This is a genomic window from Emticicia sp. GW821-FHT11C11, assembly GCF_058808615.1.
In genome coordinates, this window is sequence record NZ_JBXARV010000004.1 from 267,696 (window position 1) to 287,989 (window position 20,294).

19 protein-coding genes are annotated in these 20,294 nt (G+C 41.4%); 15 read left to right on the forward strand and 4 right to left on the reverse strand.

Translation table 11 applies throughout. From position 1 onward, the window contains the following. Window positions 1-151 precede the first annotated feature (151 nt). Genes AC1RRY_RS20930 through AC1RRY_RS20940 form a run of 3 tightly spaced genes read left to right on the forward strand, consistent with a single transcriptional unit; the run spans window position 152 to window position 1,610 of the window. On the forward strand, window positions 152-379 hold the full coding sequence (locus AC1RRY_RS20930) for a hypothetical protein (RefSeq protein WP_492823400.1): 228 nt from the start codon (window positions 152-154) through the stop codon (window positions 377-379). Between the two features lie 43 nt (window positions 380-422). After that, window positions 423-980, forward strand: coding sequence for an NUDIX domain-containing protein (locus AC1RRY_RS20935; RefSeq protein ID WP_492823398.1), 558 nt, complete (start codon window positions 423-425; stop codon window positions 978-980). Between the two features lie 24 nt (window positions 981-1,004). Then, the gene (locus tag AC1RRY_RS20940; RefSeq protein ID WP_492823396.1) at window positions 1,005-1,610 is read left to right on the forward strand and encodes a LysE family translocator; all 606 of its coding nucleotides are present in this window, start codon (window positions 1,005-1,007) and stop codon (window positions 1,608-1,610) included. 41 nt (window positions 1,611-1,651) lie between these two features. Here the strand turns inward: AC1RRY_RS20940 and AC1RRY_RS20945 are convergent, their stop codons facing one another. From AC1RRY_RS20945 to folE, 3 genes are all read right to left on the reverse strand, one after another. Further along, on the reverse strand, window positions 1,652-2,590 hold the full coding sequence (locus tag AC1RRY_RS20945) for an SPFH domain-containing protein (protein ID WP_492823394.1): 939 nt from the start codon (window positions 2,588-2,590) through the stop codon (window positions 1,652-1,654). 199 nt (window positions 2,591-2,789) lie between these two features. Further along, window positions 2,790-3,773, reverse strand: a complete 984-nt coding sequence (locus AC1RRY_RS20950; RefSeq protein WP_492823392.1) for a c-type cytochrome — start codon at window positions 3,771-3,773, stop codon at window positions 2,790-2,792. A gap of 111 nt (window positions 3,774-3,884) precedes the next feature. Then, window positions 3,885-4,565, reverse strand: coding sequence for a GTP cyclohydrolase I FolE (gene folE, locus AC1RRY_RS20955; RefSeq protein WP_492823802.1), 681 nt, complete (start codon window positions 4,563-4,565; stop codon window positions 3,885-3,887). A gap of 131 nt (window positions 4,566-4,696) precedes the next feature. Between folE and AC1RRY_RS20960 the strand changes: the two genes are divergently transcribed. From AC1RRY_RS20960 to AC1RRY_RS21010, 11 genes are all read left to right on the forward strand, one after another. Continuing rightward, entirely contained in the window at window positions 4,697-6,037 is a 1,341-nt protein-coding gene (locus AC1RRY_RS20960; RefSeq protein WP_492823390.1) for a Gfo/Idh/MocA family protein, read from the forward strand. Window positions 6,038-6,102: 65 nt separating this feature from the next. Next, on the forward strand, window positions 6,103-7,329 hold the full coding sequence (locus tag AC1RRY_RS20965) for a sugar MFS transporter (RefSeq protein ID WP_492823388.1): 1,227 nt from the start codon (window positions 6,103-6,105) through the stop codon (window positions 7,327-7,329). 72 nt (window positions 7,330-7,401) lie between these two features. Next, window positions 7,402-8,580: a thiolase family protein gene (locus tag AC1RRY_RS20970; RefSeq protein WP_492823386.1), complete on the forward strand. Its 1,179-nt coding sequence runs from the start codon at window positions 7,402-7,404 to the stop codon at window positions 8,578-8,580. 30 nt (window positions 8,581-8,610) lie between these two features. Then, a complete protein-coding gene (locus tag AC1RRY_RS20975) occupies window positions 8,611-9,963 on the forward strand; it encodes a galactokinase (protein WP_492823384.1) in 1,353 nt (450 codons plus the stop codon). 27 nt (window positions 9,964-9,990) lie between these two features. Then, window positions 9,991-10,851, forward strand: coding sequence for a glycerophosphodiester phosphodiesterase family protein (locus AC1RRY_RS20980; protein ID WP_492823382.1), 861 nt, complete (start codon window positions 9,991-9,993; stop codon window positions 10,849-10,851). Between the two features lie 37 nt (window positions 10,852-10,888). Beyond that, entirely contained in the window at window positions 10,889-12,241 is a 1,353-nt protein-coding gene (locus AC1RRY_RS20985; RefSeq protein ID WP_492823380.1) for an amidohydrolase, read from the forward strand. Window positions 12,242-12,333: 92 nt separating this feature from the next. Next, a complete protein-coding gene (locus AC1RRY_RS20990; protein WP_492823378.1) occupies window positions 12,334-12,966 on the forward strand; it encodes an L-threonylcarbamoyladenylate synthase in 633 nt (210 codons plus the stop codon). 121 nt (window positions 12,967-13,087) lie between these two features. Beyond that, window positions 13,088-14,617, forward strand: a complete 1,530-nt coding sequence (locus AC1RRY_RS20995) for an alkaline phosphatase family protein (RefSeq protein ID WP_492823376.1) — start codon at window positions 13,088-13,090, stop codon at window positions 14,615-14,617. A gap of 297 nt (window positions 14,618-14,914) precedes the next feature. Beyond that, a complete protein-coding gene (locus tag AC1RRY_RS21000; protein WP_492823374.1) occupies window positions 14,915-16,939 on the forward strand; it encodes a beta-L-arabinofuranosidase domain-containing protein in 2,025 nt (674 codons plus the stop codon). Window positions 16,940-17,159: 220 nt separating this feature from the next. Continuing rightward, on the forward strand, window positions 17,160-17,564 hold the full coding sequence (locus tag AC1RRY_RS21005; RefSeq protein ID WP_492823372.1) for a hypothetical protein: 405 nt from the start codon (window positions 17,160-17,162) through the stop codon (window positions 17,562-17,564). A gap of 153 nt (window positions 17,565-17,717) precedes the next feature. Then, window positions 17,718-18,866: an acetyltransferase domain-containing protein gene (locus AC1RRY_RS21010; protein WP_492823370.1), complete on the forward strand. Its 1,149-nt coding sequence runs from the start codon at window positions 17,718-17,720 to the stop codon at window positions 18,864-18,866. 35 nt (window positions 18,867-18,901) lie between these two features. On the opposite strand, the gene AC1RRY_RS21015 is transcribed toward AC1RRY_RS21010, so the two are convergent. After that, entirely contained in the window at window positions 18,902-19,654 is a 753-nt protein-coding gene (locus tag AC1RRY_RS21015) for a DeoR/GlpR family DNA-binding transcription regulator (RefSeq protein WP_492823368.1), read from the reverse strand. A 54-nt stretch (window positions 19,655-19,708) separates the two neighbouring features. On the opposite strand from AC1RRY_RS21015, the gene nudK reads away from it, so the two are divergent. Continuing rightward, window positions 19,709-20,293 (forward strand): GDP-mannose pyrophosphatase NudK, encoded by a 585-nt coding sequence (gene nudK / locus AC1RRY_RS21020; protein WP_492823366.1) that lies wholly within the window; start codon window positions 19,709-19,711, stop codon window positions 20,291-20,293. Window position 20,294: the final 1 nt, after the last annotated feature.

Consider the following 20,294-nt stretch of genomic DNA (forward strand, 5'->3'; position numbering starts at 1 on the left):
AGAGTAAATATAAAAATAGTGCCCTAATAAATTTGAATAAATTTTTATGCAAACGTTTTAAATCGGTTAAACTGAGCGAAAATATTATAATAACGCCTTTGGTTTTCGGACTTATAAAAAGTGTCAACATGACACTTACTTGTCTAGACAAATGGCTTGGAAAAAACAGAAAATCATCCCTCCTTTTCAACAGAAATTGAATCGCAGGAAACCCGGCGGCATTGCACAAATTGTACTTATTCTATATTCAAAAAAAGTATTGAAAGTATTAAAAGTATATTTGGAAGAAAAAAATGAACAAATTGCCATGAGGTCTGTCTTGAAAAATATTGATTGTTTTTTCGGATACATTAAACCCACAGCCGGAGACGATTTTTAAAGGTAATTTTTAAGCTAACACAAAAAGTTATATTTTCGCGCTTATGAATGAAAATATAAATCCCTGGACAGTTCTTGACACGGAGGTAAAATACGACAACAACTGGATAAAAGTGCTGCATCAGAATGTACTGAATCCGAGTGGCGGTAAAGGTATATATGGTAGTGTTCATTTTAAGAACATTGCCATTGGTATTGTACCTGTTGACGAAGAAGGTAACACCTGGCTGGTGGGTCAATACAGATTCCCGATTGAGGAGTATTCGTGGGAAATACCAGAAGGTGGTAGCCCTGAAGGCGAAGACATACTTGAATCGGCAAAAAGGGAACTTCTCGAAGAAACTGGCCTGAAAGCTGAGAAATGGACCATAATATCAAAACTACATACGTCTAATTCTGTTTGTAATGAGGTATCCTATATATATATGGCAGAGGGGCTTACACAAACCACCAGCCAACCTGAAGAAACCGAACAATTACAGATCAAAAAGGTTTCTGTAAAAAAGGCATATCAGATGGTAATGGAAGACAAAATTACCGATTCCATCAGTGTAGCCGGTATATTAAAAACCATGCTATTGAAATTCCCGGATCAATTGTAACAATAATCTAAAAACAACACCAATATGCTTGAAGCGATTTCTTTAGGCTTTATGACCGGAGTAGTACTGAGTTTCGGATTCGGGAGTGTTTTTTTTGCGCTCATTCAGACCAGCATAGACTACGGTTATATGGCCGGGGTAAAAATATCTTTGGGAGTAGTATTCGGCGATATCATCATGATCGCCATTGCTTTTCTGGGAACTTCGTTTTTACCTGATATTCCGCATTTTGCCACTATTTCACGAGTATTAGGCTCTTTGCTGCTGGTTGGTTTGGGCATTTCGCAATTCAGAAATACTAAACCGGCAACCAGTATACAAGACTTTAAGCTGGCAAGGTTCTTCTATTTTTTCGGTAAGGGTTTTTTGCTGAATGTCATTAACCCCGTCAACTTTATTTCATGGATGGTCGTTTCAGCTACATTGAAGGGCTATAAATATGATACGTACGACGAAACCGCCTTCTTCACCACTTGTGTTGTAATAATTTTCGTGATGGAATCCGGCTTTGCCATTTTTGCCGATAAAATAAAAAGCAGAATGAATAACAATACTATTCAACGGGTCAAGTATTTCTCAGGAATAGTATTCATCGGCATCGGCATGAAACTGATTTACGATATATTCTGATGTATCAGGGGAGCATGAACCACTCCCCTGATGCCTCAATCTTATTTTTTGCCAATTTTCTCTTTTTCGTTGGCATCTTTCTGCTGCATGGCCATCATTTGTTTCATGGTTCGTTCCATGCCTTCTACTGAGCCGTCAAGGAAAATCACGTTTCCTTTGCCTTCCTGAGCAAAATCCTTCAATGATTCTGTCCAGAGTGAAAACAGAATCAGCGACGAATCAAGCTTTGCCTTATCCATTTCGATAGCAGCTATTGCCATACCTTTGGCTACCTCTTCTCTGAATTGCGCCAGACCTTGTCCACGCAGACGAGACGCCTCGCGTTGTGCTTCTGCCTGAATCCTGATGTAATTCCCATCGGCTTCTGCTGCCTTTGTTTTGGTAATCAACAAGGCTTGCCCTTCGTTTTCAGCAGCTGCTTTCAGGTTGTTTGACGCAACCACCTTCGACATAGACTTCACAATTTCGTCATCAAAAGTAATGTCATTAATTTGCAGATCAATGAGGTGATACCCCCAGCCCAACAGAATGTGGTCAAGGTTTTCTTTTACGTCTGACACAATCTCGGTACGCAGACCTAAAATTTGTGCCTGTTTTTTGGTAGCTACAAAACTACGGATGGAGCCCTCTATCGACCGTACCAGTGCCTGCATAAAGTTGGCCTGGTCTATAAATTTAAAGGCCACATTTTTAATCGATTCCTCCTGCTGGTCGGTTACGGTATACAAAAGCATGGCTTTAAAGTATACATTGGCCTGGTCGTTAGTAATGGCCTGAAACTGCAGTTCTGCTGAGCGGTTCTGGATAGAAATGGTACGGAATACGTATTCTATAAACGGAATCTTGAAATTAAGACCCGGTGTCATGATCCGCTGATACTTACCGAAAACTGTAATAACTGCCACATTGCCCTGCTGCACTATCACTACCGATAAGTACAGAATAACAATAATGACAACCGCAATAATGATGATATTCATAGTGTTGAAACGTTTAATTAAGAATAATAAGCCAAAGGTATATTACTTCACTAAACCTAAAACTTTTTTGTTGATAAATGGCAAAATTTGTTCAGGTATTTGTGAAATTGTTATTCAGAGAGTAGAAATACAACAAGCTGTAAACAAAAAATGGTAACCCCGCAAGATTACCATTTTTGACTATATTCAAAATCTGTAATTACGGCTTGTAAACAAATTTCTCAATCGGATTTTTGATTGGCTTAACCGATCTGAGGTATTCATAAATAGAACCCAGGTCTTTTTCGGTCATGCCTGCGTACATGGTCCAGGGCATCAGGGTGTTAAATTCTCCTTTGCCTACTTTATGCACTTTGTAGGTGCTGTCGGCATAAGATTTAAATCTGGCCACAAATGCTTCTCTGGTATAATTGCCGATACCCGTTTCTTTGTCAGGTGTCAGGTTGGCAGAGGTAACTATTCTACCATCACCCAGATTAAACGACCATCCTCCGGCAAAGTCCATTCCGGGTACTTTTTTACCTTTGTCGTCAGGTTTGGTGTGGCACTCAAAACATCCGGCGCTGTAAACCAGATACTTACCATAGGCTACCTCATTGGCCGGGTCAGGTAGTTTTCCATGATTAGGTTCAGAAGGGATGGTATTCAGGATAAAATTCATCGGAAAGTCAGCCTTTGGCTCTGCGGTGGTGTTTTCAATGGGTTTCAGAGTTTTCACAAAAGCAATGATCGAGTAGATGTCTTCCTTATCCATTTGTCCGTAATACACATAAGGCATTACCGGAAATATAGGGCTTCCGTCTTTTTTTACGCCCGACGTAACGGCGCGGTATATTTCACCGTCGGTCCAGTCTTTCAGGTTATACTGTGTAATGTTTTTGGCAATGAACGTACCCGGGAAACCAAAACGGTGGTCGAACACTTCACCGCCTTTTCCGTCTGAGCCGGCAACCAAAGGCCCCGAGAACGTGCTAAAGTCACGCGAGCTGTGGCAGTCCATACAAACAGTAACATGGTAGGCAAGGTATCTGCCCCGTTCAATTCTTTCAGGGGTTGATTCAACTTTAAGGTCTTCGGGAGCATCAATGCTTGGTAGTGCAAACTTGACATAGGCTAGCAGAATTCCTATTACTGCCACGGCAAACAATAGGAAATAGCCGATAAATCGGAGTGTTTTTTTCATGGGGCTTAAGTGTAGATAACTGGTAGTAAATAGATTATAATTTCAGTGCAAGCTAAATAAAGTTTTTTGCTGTGCCAAATTATTTTTATGTACACTCAGCAATGCAACTACTTATAAACCAAGAACTTTTAAAAACTCGTCCTTTTTCTCGGTCTGTTTAAACACACCGCCATAAAACGCTGTAATGGTAGAGCTGGTCTGGTCGCCCACACCGCGAGAAGACACACATTGGTGGTCTGCATCTATAATTACGGCCACATCTTCGGTCATCAGAGCAGATTTTAGCGCATTTCCAATCTGCATGGTCATTCGCTCCTGTACCTGCGGGCGGCGGGCATAATAATTCACTATCCGGTGTAGTTTCGAAAGCCCGATTACCTTACCGCCTGAAATATACGCAATATGCGCTTTGCCGATAATAGGCACAAAATGATGCTCGCAATTAGAATAAAACTGTATGTTCTTTTCAACCAGCATTTCGTTATAATGATAATCGTTGGTGAAAAGCGTCATCGTAGGTTTGTTTTCAGGATTAAGGCCTGCGAATGTTTCCTTTACATACATCTTGGCAACCCGTTGTGGCGTGCCTCTCAGGCTTTCATCGAGCAGGTCAAGACCGAGTATGTGCATAATCTCTCTGAAATGCCCCTCAATCATTTCAATCTTGGTGTCATCGTCCAATTCAAAGGCATCTTCACGAATCGGAGTTTCCGGATTGGAAGAAAAATGGTTCTCACCCACTTCGTCAACAGATAACTGCCTGTAGTCAAGTTTTTTATTGGTTTCGCTCATCAAAGTCCACACTGTTATTTTCATACAAAAATAAGCGATTGCCGGGCGAATAAAATAATATTTATACCTTAAACTTTTGAAATTGAATAATTAGTCTATTTTTTTGCAAACTAATCTCCTTAACATTCACTATGAATAGACGCGACTTTATTGGTGCAAGCCTTGCCTCTTCAAGCCTGCCATTTATTGTAAAAAAGAATCCCGTTGATGATAAAAAAGTAAGACTAGGCTTCATAGGAGTCGGACTACGAGGCAGAACCCATCTGCAACAGGTTATGTACAGACCAGACGTAGAAGTGACTGCCATCTGCGACATCGACAAAAACTCAATTGCCGAAGCCAACAAAATATTCCAGAAATTCAACAAAGCTTTACCAGTTGCCTATACCAAAGGTGAGAAAGATTTTGAGAACATGGTGAAGAGAGATGACATTGATGGTATAGTGATTGCGACACCCTGGGAATGGCACGTGCCTATGGCCATAGCAGCCATGAAAGCCGGAAAATATGCAGGTGTGGAAGTTTCTGCTACGGTGACTCTGCAGGAATCGTGGGATCTGGTAGATACTTATGAAAAAACAGGTTCGCACTGCATGATTCTTGAAAATGTATGTTACCGACGTGATATAATGACCGTGCTGAACATGGTACGCAAAGGGATGTTTGGCGAAATGCTGTATGGCCATTGCGGATATCAGCACGATTTACGCTTTGTGAAACTGAACGATGGTAAATCTGCTTATGGCAAAGGTGTAGAGTTTGGTGAGAAAGGTATCAGCGAAGCCAAATGGAGAACCCAGCATTCTGTAGACAGAAATGGTGACCTTTACCCGACGCATGGCCTGGGGCCGGTAGCGCACTGGATGGACATTAACTATGGCAACCAGTTCTTGTACCTCACCTCAATGGCAACGCAGGCACGTGGGTTGCATAATTATATAGTAGCAAACGGCGGTGAAAACCACCCGAATGCGAAGGTGAAATTTAAATTGGGCGATATTGTCACAACTACTATTCAATGTGCCAATGGCGAGAATATCGTTATCATACACGATACCAGCAGCCCCCGCCCCTATTCGCTGGGTTTCAGAGCACAGGGAACCAAGGGAATCTGGATGAACGACGGCAACCAGATATATCTGGATGGCGTATCTAAAAAACATGATGCATGGGAGCCTTTCGCCGACTATCAGAAAGAATATGACCATCCTCTCTGGAAAAGATTCGAGCAGGATGCCGTAAATGCTGGTCACGGCGGTATGGACTTCTTCGTTATCCGTGCATTTATTGAGTCAATCAAAAGAAAAGTAGCTCCGCCGATTGATGTGTATGACGCCGCCGCCTGGAGTGCCATCAGCCCTCTGTCAGAACTTTCTATTGCACGAGGAAGCTCTGCGGTTGAAATTCCTGATTTCACCAGAGGTAAATGGCGATCAAGAAAAAGAACATTCGGCCTGAACGACGAATATTAACAGAAGCAATTACCTGAACAAATTTAATATGACGAATCAGCAAACTGATTCTTAACCCTATTGTTATGGAACAAAATAATAAAAGCTACCTCGGACCTCTTATTCTGATTGGCATCCTGTTTTTTGTGTTTGGATTTGTCACCTGGGTAAACGGAACCCTGATTTCCTTCTTCAAGCAGGCATTCGGGCTGAGCAACACAAGTTCTTATCTGGTAACATTCGCTTTCTTTATTTCTTATACAATAATGGCTATTCCGTCATCATTTGTACTGAAAAAAGTGGGCTTCAAAAAAGGAATGTCTATTGGGTTGGGTATCATGGCCATAGGCACTTTAATTTTTGTTCCTGCAGCCAAAACAGAATCTTATCCTTTATTTCTGGTTGGGTTATTTACCATTGGTATCGGACTTACACTTTTGCAGACAGCTTCAAACCCTTACGCTACCATTCTGGGGCCGAGAGAAAGTGCTGCGCAAAGAATCAGCTTTATGGGTATTGCCAACAAAACGGCGGGTATCATCAGCCAGAAAGTTTTTGGTGGCATATTACTGGCAGGTGGTGCTGTAGGTGCGGCTTCGTCTGCGGCCGACCAGCTCGATAAAGTAGTAGTTCCTTATCTGATTCTGACAGGGGTACTGATCGTGCTTGCTGTTTTGATTCAATTGTCGAAAGGTTTGCCGGAAGTAAGCGAAGAACAGGAAGGTCTGGATCAAAGCGCAATCAGCACCAAAAGTAGTGTATTCGGTTTCCCGAATCTGGTTCTGGGGCTTATTACATTGTTCTGTTATGTAGGTGTTGAAGTAATAGCCGGCGACACAATTATCAGTTATGGTATTTCATTAGGTTTTCCGGCCGACGAAGCCAAAGAATTTGGTACGTATACACTATGGCTGATGATGCTGGGTTATGTATTGGGAATCGTGTTGATCCCTAAATATGTTTCTCAACAAACCTGGTTAAAATTATCGACCATTCTTGGCGTTATAGTAACAGTGCTGGCATTGGTTACAACCGGGTTCACTTCTGTAATGTGTATTGCTTTTTTAGGCCTGGCCAATGCCATTATGTGGCCTGCCATCTGGCCGTTGGCAATAGACGGGCTCGGTAAGTTTACCAAAATAGCCTCTGCGTGGTTAATCATGATGATAGCCGGTGGCGCTATTCTGCCATTAGTATATGGTGCTGTAGCCGATGCCATCCAAGACCCACAGATGGCCTATGCAGTTATGTTGCCTCTATACTTATTTATATTGTATTATGCCATAGCCGGTTACAAGAAAAAAAGCTGGTGAAATTATTTTAGATAATATTTGTTAACTGTTACGGGGCCTAGCCCGTAACAGTTTTATTTTAACTCACAACGAATGGAAAAAGCCTATATCATTTCTGCGGTAAGAACCCCTATCGGAAGTTTTGGAGGCGTATTATCTACTGTTCCTGCTACACGACTGGGATCTGTTGCCATTAAATCGGCAATAGAGAAGGCAAATGTGGCTCCTGACCGAATAGACGAGGTATTTTTCGGAAATGTCTGTCAGGCAAATGTCGGGCAGGCTCCGGCGCGTCAGGCAACTCTTTATGGAGGTCTTTCTCCTGAAACCAATACCACGACCATCAATAAAGTTTGTGCATCTGGCATGAAATCTATTATTTTTGGCAGTCAGTCTATAGAATTAAAAGAAAACCAGCTGGTAGTAGCCGGTGGAATGGAAAACATGTCGATGATTCCGTTCTATCTTGAAAAAGCCAGATACGGCTATGGTTATGGAAACAGTGTGTTGATTGACGGCCTGGCCAGAGATGGCCTTACTGATGCCTATCAACCTCAGGCTATGGGTTGTTTTGGTGATACCACAGCTACCAGATATAATATCAGCAGGCAAGAGCAAGACGAATTTGCAATACAATCGTACAAGCGTTCGGCTGAAGCGTGGCAGAAAGGATACTTTCAGGAAGAAGTAACGCCTGTAGAAGTAACAGATAAAAAAGGGAATATAAAAGTGGTGGCCGAAGACGAAGAATACAAAAACGTCAATTTTGAAAAAATACCAACATTGAAGCCGGTTTTTACCAAAGATGGTACCGTTACAGCCGCTAATGCTTCAACCATTAATGATGGCGCCGCCGCACTTGTGTTAAGTTCAGCTGAATCTGTGGCGTCTTTAGGCTTAACACCCGTGGCCAGAATCATTTCATATGCTGATGCCGAGCAGGAACCTGAATGGTTTACAACCTCACCGGTTCATGCTGCGCAAAAGGCATTGAAGAGAGCTGGTCTTAGCATATCTGATATTGATTATTTTGAGGTAAATGAGGCTTTTTCGGTGGTTCCCATTGTATTTTGTAAAGAATTAGGAATTACATACGACAAAATAAATATATTTGGAGGTGCCGTTTCAATCGGGCACCCGTTGGGTTGTTCAGGAGCCAGAATCGTGACTACCCTGATCAATGTATTGAATCAAAGGAAAGGAAAGTATGGTCTTGCTGCCATCTGCAATGGTGGTGGTGGCGCAAGTGCCATTATTATTGAAAAATTATAAAGTAAGCTCAATTTTAAGAAGATGTTAGCCATGACAGCTTCATTTCGACATTCTATGGAAATCAGTTCTAACAGTTCTCCGGATCTACGGAATTTTTTTGGCTCTGGTCAGAGTTTAATTCGTGCAAGTTCAACGGGCCGCTTAGATGTAATGGGCGGAATCGCCGATTATTCAGGCTCAATGGTATTACAAATGCCAATTAAGGAAAAAGCTACTGTAACAATTGGCCATAGAAATTACAATCAGCTACACATCAAAAGTCTTGACTTACCTGAAAACAACGAAATATTTATTGACTTAGGCGATCTCCCCAAAGACTATGCCGCAGCTCATCAGTATTTACATCAGTTGGAAGGTGGCGACTGGGCGTCTTATATAGTTGGCTGTTTTTTGGTTTTATTAAAAGAAAAGAACGCTAAATTAGGTGGACTAGACATACTGATACAATCAGAAGTACCTTTTGGTAAAGGAGTCTCTTCTTCTGCAGCAATTGAGGTAGCTACACTTAAAGCCATCGGGGAGTTGTTTTCAATAGAATTTACCGGAACAGAACTGCCTATTCTTGCCCAAAAAGCAGAAAATCTGGTAGTAGGCGCTCCTTGCGGACTTATGGACCAACTAACCTCATATATGGGTAAAGCCAATTACCTGCTTCCTATTCTGTGTCAGCCCGATAAGGTTTTTCCAAGTATCAAAATACCGGAGAATCTTTATTTTGTAGGTATTGACAGCGGGGTTTCTCATGCTGTAAACGGCACCTGTTATGGAGATGTCCGTACTGCCGCATCTATGGGGTATTCAATCATTGCCCAGAAACTGGGAGTAACCAGACAGGATTTGAAAAAAGGGCAGAACAGCCTTTTGCCATATTCCGGTTTTCTGAGCAATATTTCTCCGGCGCAGTACGAAATGAAATTTGAACGTACATTGAGTTCTATGTATGGAAAAGACTTTTTGACTGATTACAACACTGTAACCGACCCTTTGGCAAACGTTAAGCCTGATACTTACTATAACGTTAAGGCCTGTACAGAGCACCCTATTTATGAAAACCAACGGGTAAGACTTTTCATTGAAATGATCAAAAGTCTTAACAATCATAATTATCCGGATTTACTGCCTCTGATGGGAGAACTGATGTACCAGTCACATCAGAGCTACAATAAATGTGGTTTGGGTAATGAGCATACCGATACGCTGGTTGAAATTGCCCATTCGAAAGGAATAAAATCAGGAGTATACGGAGCCAAAATAACTGGTGGTGGTAGTGGTGGAACGGTTTGTATGTTAGTCTATGGCGTAAAAGGACTCATAACCGCGAAAGATATTCTGACTACCTATCAGAAGCAGACAGAGCAGGAGTCGCTCGCATTTTTTCAATAAGTAAACATTATATTGTAGTACATCCGTATGAGATTTATCTATCTGGTATTGTTATTTTTTGTGGTGTCGTGTCGCACTGTTCCGCAAAAAACTTACATAAAAGCACCGAAGCAGGGTTTAGTTCAGTTTTTGAAATATACACCTGGCTTTAAACCCATGATTTCTTCCCATCGGGGTGGTGGTGATATCCCCGGATATCCTGAAAACTGTATAGAGTCTTTTGCTTTCCTGGCAAGTAAAATTCCGAACATTGTTGAATGTGATATTGAAATAACCAAAGATAGTGTGTTAATGATGATGCATGACAATACACTCGACAGGACAACTACCGGCAAGGGTAAAATCATAACCCTGAATTGGGCCGATTTTAAAGATGTAAATCTGAAAGATAATGCAGGTACACTGACAAAGTATAAAATACCAACACTTGAAGAGGTTTTAAAATGGGGCAGAAATAAGGTAATTTATACGCTCGACGTGAAGCGAAATACACCATTTGAAAAGGTAGTGGCAATGGTAAAAAAGATGCATGCCGAAGAATACTGTGTAATAATTACTTATGACGTCAATCAGGCAAGAAAAGTATATGAGCTTGATCCTAACCTGATGATATCTGTTACCATTCGTGACCAGAAAGAATATGAAAGACACCAACAGGCAGGTATTCCTGACAAAAATATGGTGGCTTTTATAGGTACCAGAGAACCTAATAAGGAATTCAACGATTTCTTACATAAAAAAGGCATCTGCACTATTCTCGGAACATTGGGTAACCTCGATAAAATGACAGCTGCAAATGGTGATCATCTGTATAAAGACTTTGTGAACAAAGGCGCTGATATTCTTTCTACCGACAGAATGATTGAGGCCTACAATGCCATTAAATAGTAATTCATTTAAATAATACCTAAACTATATTTCATCAATGCGAAAACTACTGATTACGCTCTTTGCCGCTTCCTGCAGCGTGGCCGTTGGACAATCGGCATTAAAACCTAAAATCAATGCAAGTGCCGATGCTATAGAGAAAAAAGTGATTACCTGGCGTAGAGATTTTCATGAAAATCCTGAATTGGGTAATCTCGAATTCAGAACGTCTAAAATCGTTGCCGATCATTTGCGTTCATTAGGAATTGAAGTGCAGGAAAAAGTAGGAGTAACAGGAGTGGTGGGTATTCTGAAAGGTGGCAAACCAGGCCCGGTAGTGGCATTGCGCGCAGATATGGATGGACTACCCGTAACCGAGCGTGTGGATGTGCCGTTTAAGTCAAAGGTAATGACCGAATACAATGGCCAGAAAACCGGTGTGATGCACGCCTGTGGGCATGATTCACACGTGGCTATGCTGATGGGTGTGGCCGAGATTCTTTCATCCATGAAAAATGACCTGTCTGGAACCGTAAAATTCATCTTTCAACCGGCAGAAGAAGGCGTATATGACCCGAAATTGCTAAAAGACGGCAAATCAGGTGCTGAACTGATGGTACTGGAAGGCGTAATGGAAAATCCCAAGGTAGATGCAATTTTTGGTTTACATATCAGTTCGGTTACAGAGGTTGGCAAAATTGGCTACCGTTATGGAGCAACAATGGCCGCAGTCGATCAACTTGGCATTAAGCTGAAAGGTAAACAAACACACGGCGCTAACCCATGGTCGGGCGTTGACCCTATCGTTACTGCTTCGCAGATTGTAATGGGTTTACAAACTATCGTGAGCCGCAATGTAAACATTACTGAAAACCCGGCTATTGTTACAGTGGGTGCAATTCATGGAGGTATCCGTCAGAATATCATACCTGAATCACTTGAAATGATTGGTACCATTCGTACCTTCTCCCCTGACCAGCGCCAGTTGGTACACAGACGAATCAACGAAATTACCACCAATATAGCAGCAAGTGCAGGAGCATCGGCAGAGGTTAAAATCGAAACGGGGTATCCGGTAACTTACAACGACCCTACCCTTACCGGAAAAATGATAGGTACATTGGAAACCATTGCCGGAAAAGAAAATGTAAATGTACAGGCTTTACAAACCGGAGCAGAAGATTTTAGTTTCTTTCAACAGAAAGTACCGGGTCTTTTCTTCTTTTTAGGTGGTAAACCAAAAGGACAAACCAGCCCGGCCCCACACCATACACCTGATTTTTATATTGACGAATCAGGGTTCACATTGGGAATAAAATCATTGGCCAGCCTGACAGTAGATTATTTTGAATTGAATGCCCCTAAAACGGCAGATTCGCAAACTTCAAAGGGAAAGAAAAAAACGAAGTGATATAAATGATGTCTGGTAAAAAGGTTCAGAGTAAACTTTACTTTGAACCTTTTTGTTTTATAGAAACGCCAACGCAAATTGTTAAAGCAAATATGTCTGCTGAAATCATAGAAATATTTCCGGATAACCCGGATATGCGCAAGATTCGTAAAGTTGTAGATGCCCTCAAAGAAGGGGCTATCGTTGTATACCCTACCGACACAGTGTATGCAATGGGATGCGATATCTTTAACAACAGAGCGGTTGAAAGGCTTTGCAAAATTAAAGGTATTAAACCTCAGCAAAACAATTTTTCAATTGTTTGTCATGACCTCAGCAATATAGCTACCTATGCCAAAGTTTCAAATACAGCTTTTCGGCTAATGAAAAGAGCACTGCCCGGCCCATTCACATTTATTCTTCCGGCAACAGGCGATTTACCCAAAATCATGCAGACCAATCGTAAAACCATTGGTGTAAGGGTACCAGATCATGAGATCCCGCAGAAAATCATTGAAATGCTCGGCAACCCGATCATTACCACATCTGTAAAAGATGACATCGACGACATCATCGAATATCCGAACGAAATCGAAGTTATCTACGACCAGAACAAAGAAAAGGCCGATATCATCATAGATGGGGGCTGGTGCGGTATTGTGGCATCGACAGTAGTACTGGCCATTGACGACGACTTCGAGGTGATCAGAGAAGGGCTGGGCGATTTTGATGAAATTAACAGATAATTCACTTCAAAAAGTAGCCTTAATCCATTTTAATCAAGTATTTTAGCGTGTAAGAATCAGGCGAATAGCCGTCCGGCTCTTATCTGGTTTTATATCTGATTATCTGAAACCCATTCCTACTATGAAATCTCTACTCAGACAAGCAATTGTTTGTTCTCTTTTATTGTTTATTCATTCAACTTCTACCGCTCAACAAGCAAAAGAACTCAGAACACTGATAGTATTTTTTGACGGCTTGCGCCCCGACTACATTACGCCTGAAATCATGCCGAATTTATATGCTTTCAGCAAAAAAGGTTCTTATGGCAAAAAGCATCACAGCGTGTTCCCGACAGTTACCAGGGTCAATGCCTCTTCTTATGCAACAGGGAGCTACTCTAAAACCCACGGATTAATGGGCAATACGGTTTACTTCCCGAAAGTAAATAAAACGCAGGGGCTAAACACAGGTGATGCCGAAAATCTGGATAAAATCAACGAATCAGAAAACGGAAACCTACTGACCGCCATATCTCTGGGAGAAATACTGACTAAAGCGGGAAAAAAGATGATGGTTTTTAGCTCAGGTTCAACAGGATCAGCGCTTTTGCAGAATCATAAGATTGGTAGTGGAGCGGTTATCGCTACAAGCATGATTCGTCCGAAATCGTTGGAAGCAAAGGTTTTAAGCGAAGTAGGCCCTGTGCCGGCGAGTGTGAAACCCAAGCCCAACATACAACAAAATAGGTGGATTGCAGACGCGGTTATAAAATATGGCATTACTTTAGACGGACCATTGGTAAGTTCAGTATGGTTTACAGACCCTGATGGCGCTGCCCATACCTTTGGCATTGGTTCAGACTATGCTATGGAATCTATCAAAGTAGTTGACGAACAGTTTGGTCGCATTCTGGCAGATATTGAACAAAAAAAATTGACTGATAATTTTAATATACTGATTTCTGCTGACCATGGTTTTGCTACCTTTATCGGCCAAACGAACGTGGTTGATTTCCTGATTAAAGAAGGATTGAAACAAGGCAAGGACAGCGAAGATGTAATAGTATCTGAGGGCGCTATTTATGTGGAGGACAAAGATAAAATTAAAACGATAGTCAATCGTCTGCAATCGCAGGAATGGGTAGGCGGTATTTACACAAAAGCTGCCAAAGCTGGTGATAAGCAGGGAATTGTGCAGGGAACACTCTCTTTTGAGTCTATCCATTGGAATCACCCGGACAGAACAGCTGATATTCTGGTAGATTATAACTGGAACGACAACAAAAACGATAAAGGCTATACCGGTACCAGTTACGCCAAAGGAGTGGCAGGCCATGGAAGCTTAAGTCCTTACGAAGTACATATTGCCCTGTTGGCTTATGGGCCAAGCTTCAAAAAAGCCTATGAAAGCAATTTGCCAACTTCTAATGTAGACCTGGCGCCAACTATTTTGCATTTGCATCAACTGCCCATACCGGCATCAATGAACGGTAGGGTTTTTTACGAATTGCTGAACGAAAAAAATACACCGAAACTGCCGGAAGTAAAAATAGAGACCATTAAAACCAAAACAAATTTTGACGGCGGCTCTTACGAGCTTATCTTACAGCAAAGTGTGCTGGGTAAATACCGTTACCTCGATTTCTCGAAGGTGATTCGTACTGTGAAGTAATAAATTGACTCACATTATTACAGCGAATGAATCCGGTCGGTAACTTTTGAAACAATATGATATTTACTGCAATACCGACTTAAGTCGGTATGTAAAAATAAGTCCTTTGTTTAGATAGCCGCCGAATTCATTCGGTGAGATTCGCATTATTACAGCGAATGAAGCGTAATGCCAATCCGACACCATTGTATTTATTGTAATACCGACTTAAGTCGGTATGTAAAAATAAGTCCTTTGTTTAGATAGCCGCCGAATTCATTCGGTGAGATATTTATCAACCTATTCAACCATAACACCATGATAAAAAAGACATTGAGTACTCTGTGCATTTGTCTGACATTCAGTCAGCTGCAGGCACAAAGCTCGTTTTACATTGCTAATAAAGCGCCACTGGCGCCGCTGAAATATATTGAGTTACCGCTGGGTGCTGTAAAACCTAAAGGCTGGTTGCACAAGCAATTGACCATTATGAAAGACGGAACCACCGGCCATCTGGACGAGTACTATCCGAAAATCATGAAAGACAACGGTTGGTTAGGTGGCAAAGGAGATGCCTGGGAAGAAACCCCTTACTGGCTCGACGGAGCATTGCCGCTCGCCTATCTGCTTGATGACGCAACGCTGAAAACAAAAGTGCAGAAATATGTTGACTGGGTAATTGAAAGCCAGCGACCCAATGGATACATAGGAGGCATTACGAAAGATGAAAGAGCCGGTAAAACCTTATCAGATTGTAATCAGGGTGAAGACTGGTGGCCTAAGATGGTGATGATTAAAGTATTGCAACAATATTACACTGCTACAAACGATAAACGGGTTATTCAGTGCCTCAGCAAATATTTTGCGTATCAATATCAGAATCTCAGAACTTGTCCGCTTGTGAAATGGACCGAATGGGCACAGGCACGCGGTGGCGACAACCTGATGTCGGTCTATTGGTTGTATAATCTTACCGGAGAAAAATTTCTGCTTGCGCTGGGCGATATAATCTATCAGCAAACTACACCATGGACTGACCTGCTCGGTAAACGTAACTGGGTAATGCAGGCTGCTTCAAACCAGACAGATGAAAAATGGATGGACAGACACGCCGTTAACGTCGGCATGGGCATTAAACTGCCTGCTATCTATTATCAGGCCAAAAAGGATCCGGCATTATTGAAAAGCTTGAAAACAGGCTGGAGTGATATTATGACATTGCATGGATTGCCACACGGCATGTACTCGGGTGATGAAGATTTACATGGCAACGACCCGACACAGGGTATAGAGCTTTGCTCAATCGTTGAAACCATGTTTTCTATGGAGCAAATGATAGGTATAACCGGAGACCCAACCTATATGGATGCGCTGGAACGCATGACCTACAATGCCCTGCCTACCCAAACTACTGATGACTATAATTCAAGACAATATTTTCAGATTGCCAATCAGGTACAGGTAAGCCGTGGCGTGTTCGATTTCTCATTGCCATTCCAGAGAGGCATGTGCAATGTTTTCGGCCCTTATGCCGGTTATACTTGTTGCACGGCCAATATGCACCAGGGCTGGACCAAGTTTACTTCGCATCTTTGGTATGCCACACCAGACAAAGGCCTGGCAGCCTTATTATTTGCACCGAGTAGTATAACAGCCAAAGTTGGTGACGGCGCACAGGTAACTATTGATGAAGAAACCAATTACCCGTTTGAAGACCAGATTAGCTTTACCATCAATACTCCGGAATCGGTTGATTTTCCGTTCGAAATACGAATCCCTGTCTGGTGTAAGGAAGCAACCCTATTGCTTAACGGACAAAAATTACAAACAGAACAAGGAGGAGAAATAGCGAGGATTAAGCGTATATGGAAAAGCGGGGACAAACTGACACTGCAATTGCCTATGGTTGTTACAACTACAAACTGGGCAAAAAACTCAAGAGCTATTGAGCGCGGCCCGCTGGTATATGCCCTTAAAATTGAAGAAGACTGGACCACAAAGGAAATAAAAGAAGAGGGTACTTATTATGATATACAACCCAAAAGCGACTGGAACTACGGTTTACCACGTTCTGTGATTCAGAAAACAGTAGAAAACACAACAGTGACAGTGAAACCACAGTCGGATGCTTTTGTATGGAACAGTACCAATGCCCCGATAGAAATTAAAACCGTTGGAAAGAAGATTCCAGCCTGGAAACTGGTGGAAGGTGTTGCCAGACAACCCATTACAACCCGGGAAGGAGTGTATCAGGGAGAGGTAGATAAAAAAGAAGACACCATCACGCTGATACCTTACGGTTGCAGCAAAATCAGAATCGTGGCGTTCCCCGTTGTGAAATAAATCAGGTTTTTGAGGGTAAGTAGTGATTATATTTAATAGAGCGATTGATAAGGACAAACATCGTTTTTATCAATCGCTCTATAATTTCTGACCATAAAATAAGTGTTTTTCGTTTTTGTTTGAACTTCATTAAATTACTGCCTTATTTTGATAAAAATCTGATTTTAAGATATTTACAATTCTGTAGTATCGGATATAAAAAGCAAAACGATTAATGACTATGAAACAAATAGTATTTTTGATTCTGATGGTTTTTGCCTTTAGTTGCGAAAAGGATAAATCTTTCGACAGTCAATCGCTGGACGCCAGCAATGCGCTACAGAAAGCACAAAGCTATTGTGGGCAGCCTTCAGTTCAGTGGTTCGATGATTTACTTCAGAAAGCTGAGGCCGACAAAAAAGACAAAACCCACAAGGGTAATTATATTGGTTATGTATCAGTAATTAAGGTTAATAACGTGCCTTTGTTTTATACCAATTTCATGTTGGGTAGCGGTGGAGTAATATTTCATCTGTTTGATTGTAGTGGAAAAGCCGTTTATCTTTCTTCTGAAGCGCCTACTAAAATACTAGATGCCGGCAGTAATAAGTCGAACTTTATTTACACAAATATCGAGGGTTTGTAAAATAGCTTGGGTAGCGGCATCCACTGATGCCCCTTGCGATTTTCTCAAAACTTAATCAAAATTCGGTTAGAACCTTTGTTAGGAAAGAATTAATGCTGAAATTGTGATTCGGAAGTACAATTCACTCCAAAACCTGATAAACTTATAGCCACGATGCGAAGAATTAAATCAATTGATTTTACTCGCGGATTAGTCATGATCATCATGGCACTCGATCACTCCCGTGATTTACTCCACATTGGTATTAACCCAACAGATTTGACGGTAACTACTCCCAGCCTGTTTTTTACACGATGGATAACTCATTTATGTGCACCAACTTTTGTATTTTTATCGGGTGTTTCTGTTTATTTATCGGCCAGGAATACTGATATAAAAGAAAGCCAGAGTTTTTTAAGAAACCGCGGGTTGTGGTTAATAATTCTTGAGTTTACGGTTATAGGTTTCGCACTCTGGTTCGACTTCAAGTTTAGAATGTTCTTCTTTCAGGTAATAGGAGCGATTGGATTCGGATTCATCATTCTTTCGTTTTTGATGAGATTAGGGCCACAAATAATATTGACCTTGGGCGTAATCATTATTTTCTTGCATAATCTTTTGGGATTATTACCATTTGCAGAGCCTCCTTATGTTTATTTTGCGCCTTTATTCAGTTTTTCATCATTCCTAGTTAATGACACAACCACCTTTGCGGTAGGATACCCTCCTATTCCTTGGTTAGGAATAATGTTGTTAGGTTATGGTTTTGGTGGAACCATCTTTACGGAATCTCACAGAAAACGGAAAACAATCTTACTGCAGCTGGGATTCCTTTCAATTCTTTTATTTGTAGTCTTAAGATATACCAATTTATACGGTGACCCGATTCCCTGGTCTGAGCAGGAAACCACATTGTTGACCTTCATGTCATTCATGAATGTTACCAAGTATCCCCCATCCTTACTTTACACGTTAATTACACTGGGCATCTGCTTCCTTATTCTTTCGGTAAGTGCCGGTAAACGCGGGTCTTTTACCAGAGTTGTATCTGTTTATGGAAAAGTACCCTTGTTTTATTATATTATTCATTGGTATATCATTCATTTACTCATGTTCGTCATGCTGTTTATGCAGGGATTCACCTATGAAGATTTCGTCTTTGGGCCTTTTCAATTCGGTAGACCGCTAAAACCGTCCGGTCTTATACTCGGTTACGTCTATCTGATCTGGATTGCCCTGGTAATCGCCTTATATCCTTTATGCAAATGGTACGGCAATTATAAAGAAGAGCACAAAGACAATAAATGGTTAAGATATTTATAAAAAATAACAAAACGGGCCTGTAATTCAGGCCTGTTTTATTTTACAATACTGATGCCCATATTGGCATATTGATGCATTAATGCGTTATCTGCCTCTTTATCCGTGATAAGATACTGCGCAATGGTCAATGGGGCGAAAGGCAGGTATTTATCCTTCTCAAATTTACCCGAATCACACAAAAGAAAAGTCTCTCTGGCATATCTGGCCAGTGTAGTAGTAATTTCCGCCTCTTTTTCACCGGAAGCGCTGAGCCCATTGGCTAATGAAATACCATCTACACCCACAAAAGCTTTGTCGGCTCTGTATCTGGTAAAATGTTCAACGGCTATAGTACCATGGCTGGCCTGTCGTTCCATATCGATTTCGCCGCCCGCAAAATTCAGATTCACTGAAGAATTCAGCAACGCATTTACAATCGGAATGGAATTGGTTACCACTTTTATTTTCATGTTTCTGATAAACGGACACATCCGGTAAACAGTACTGCCACAATCGAGAAACACGACGTCGCCCTCTTTAATATAAGAAGCCGCAATCTGGCAGATATAATCCTTTTGCTCACTCCTGACCGCCGATTTGTTGATAAAACTGACAGGATCGTAGCTCAGGCTTAGCTTCATGGCACCACCGTGTGTTCTGTAAATCAAACCTTTTTCGGCCAGCACTGCCAGATCTCTTCTGACAGTTATCTCTGAGGTATTCAGCCAAACAGCCAGTTCCTTTACATCTACTGTGCCTAGTTCTTCTACTTTTTCTAAAATTATCTGCTTCCTGGCTTGAAAATTCATACTTAGTTTTTAAATTTGTTCAAAAATAATCAAAATAATTCAAATACAATCAAAATGAATCCTAAAGTTAGAAACCTGCATACAGAAGTTTTATCAGATAACTGGTATACATTGCGTAAAGTAACATTTGAGTGGCAGCAAAAAAACGGAGAATGGCAAAAACAAAGCAGAGAGGCCTATGATCGGGGCAATGGTGCAACCATTTTATTATATAGCAATACCACCAAGACAGTGATACTGACCCGGCAGTTCAGAATGCCGACTTACATAAACGGTAATGAAACAGGTATGCTGATAGAAGCCTGTGCGGGCCTATTAGACAAAGATGACGCAGAAAACTGTATCAAACGCGAAACCGAAGAAGAAACCGGATATCAGATCAGCCATGTGCAGAAAGTTTTTGAATCCTACATGTCACCGGGGTCGGTTACTGAAATTCTATACTTCTTTGTGGCTGAATACACCAAAGAGCAGAAAGTGAACGATGGCGGCGGAGTGACAGATGAAGAAGATATAGACGTATTAGAACTGGACTTTGCCGAAGCACTCAGAATGATGCAAAATGGCGAAATAAAAGACGGAAAAACCATTATGCTTTTGCAATATGCGCAGATTCACCAATTGATTACCTATAACTGAT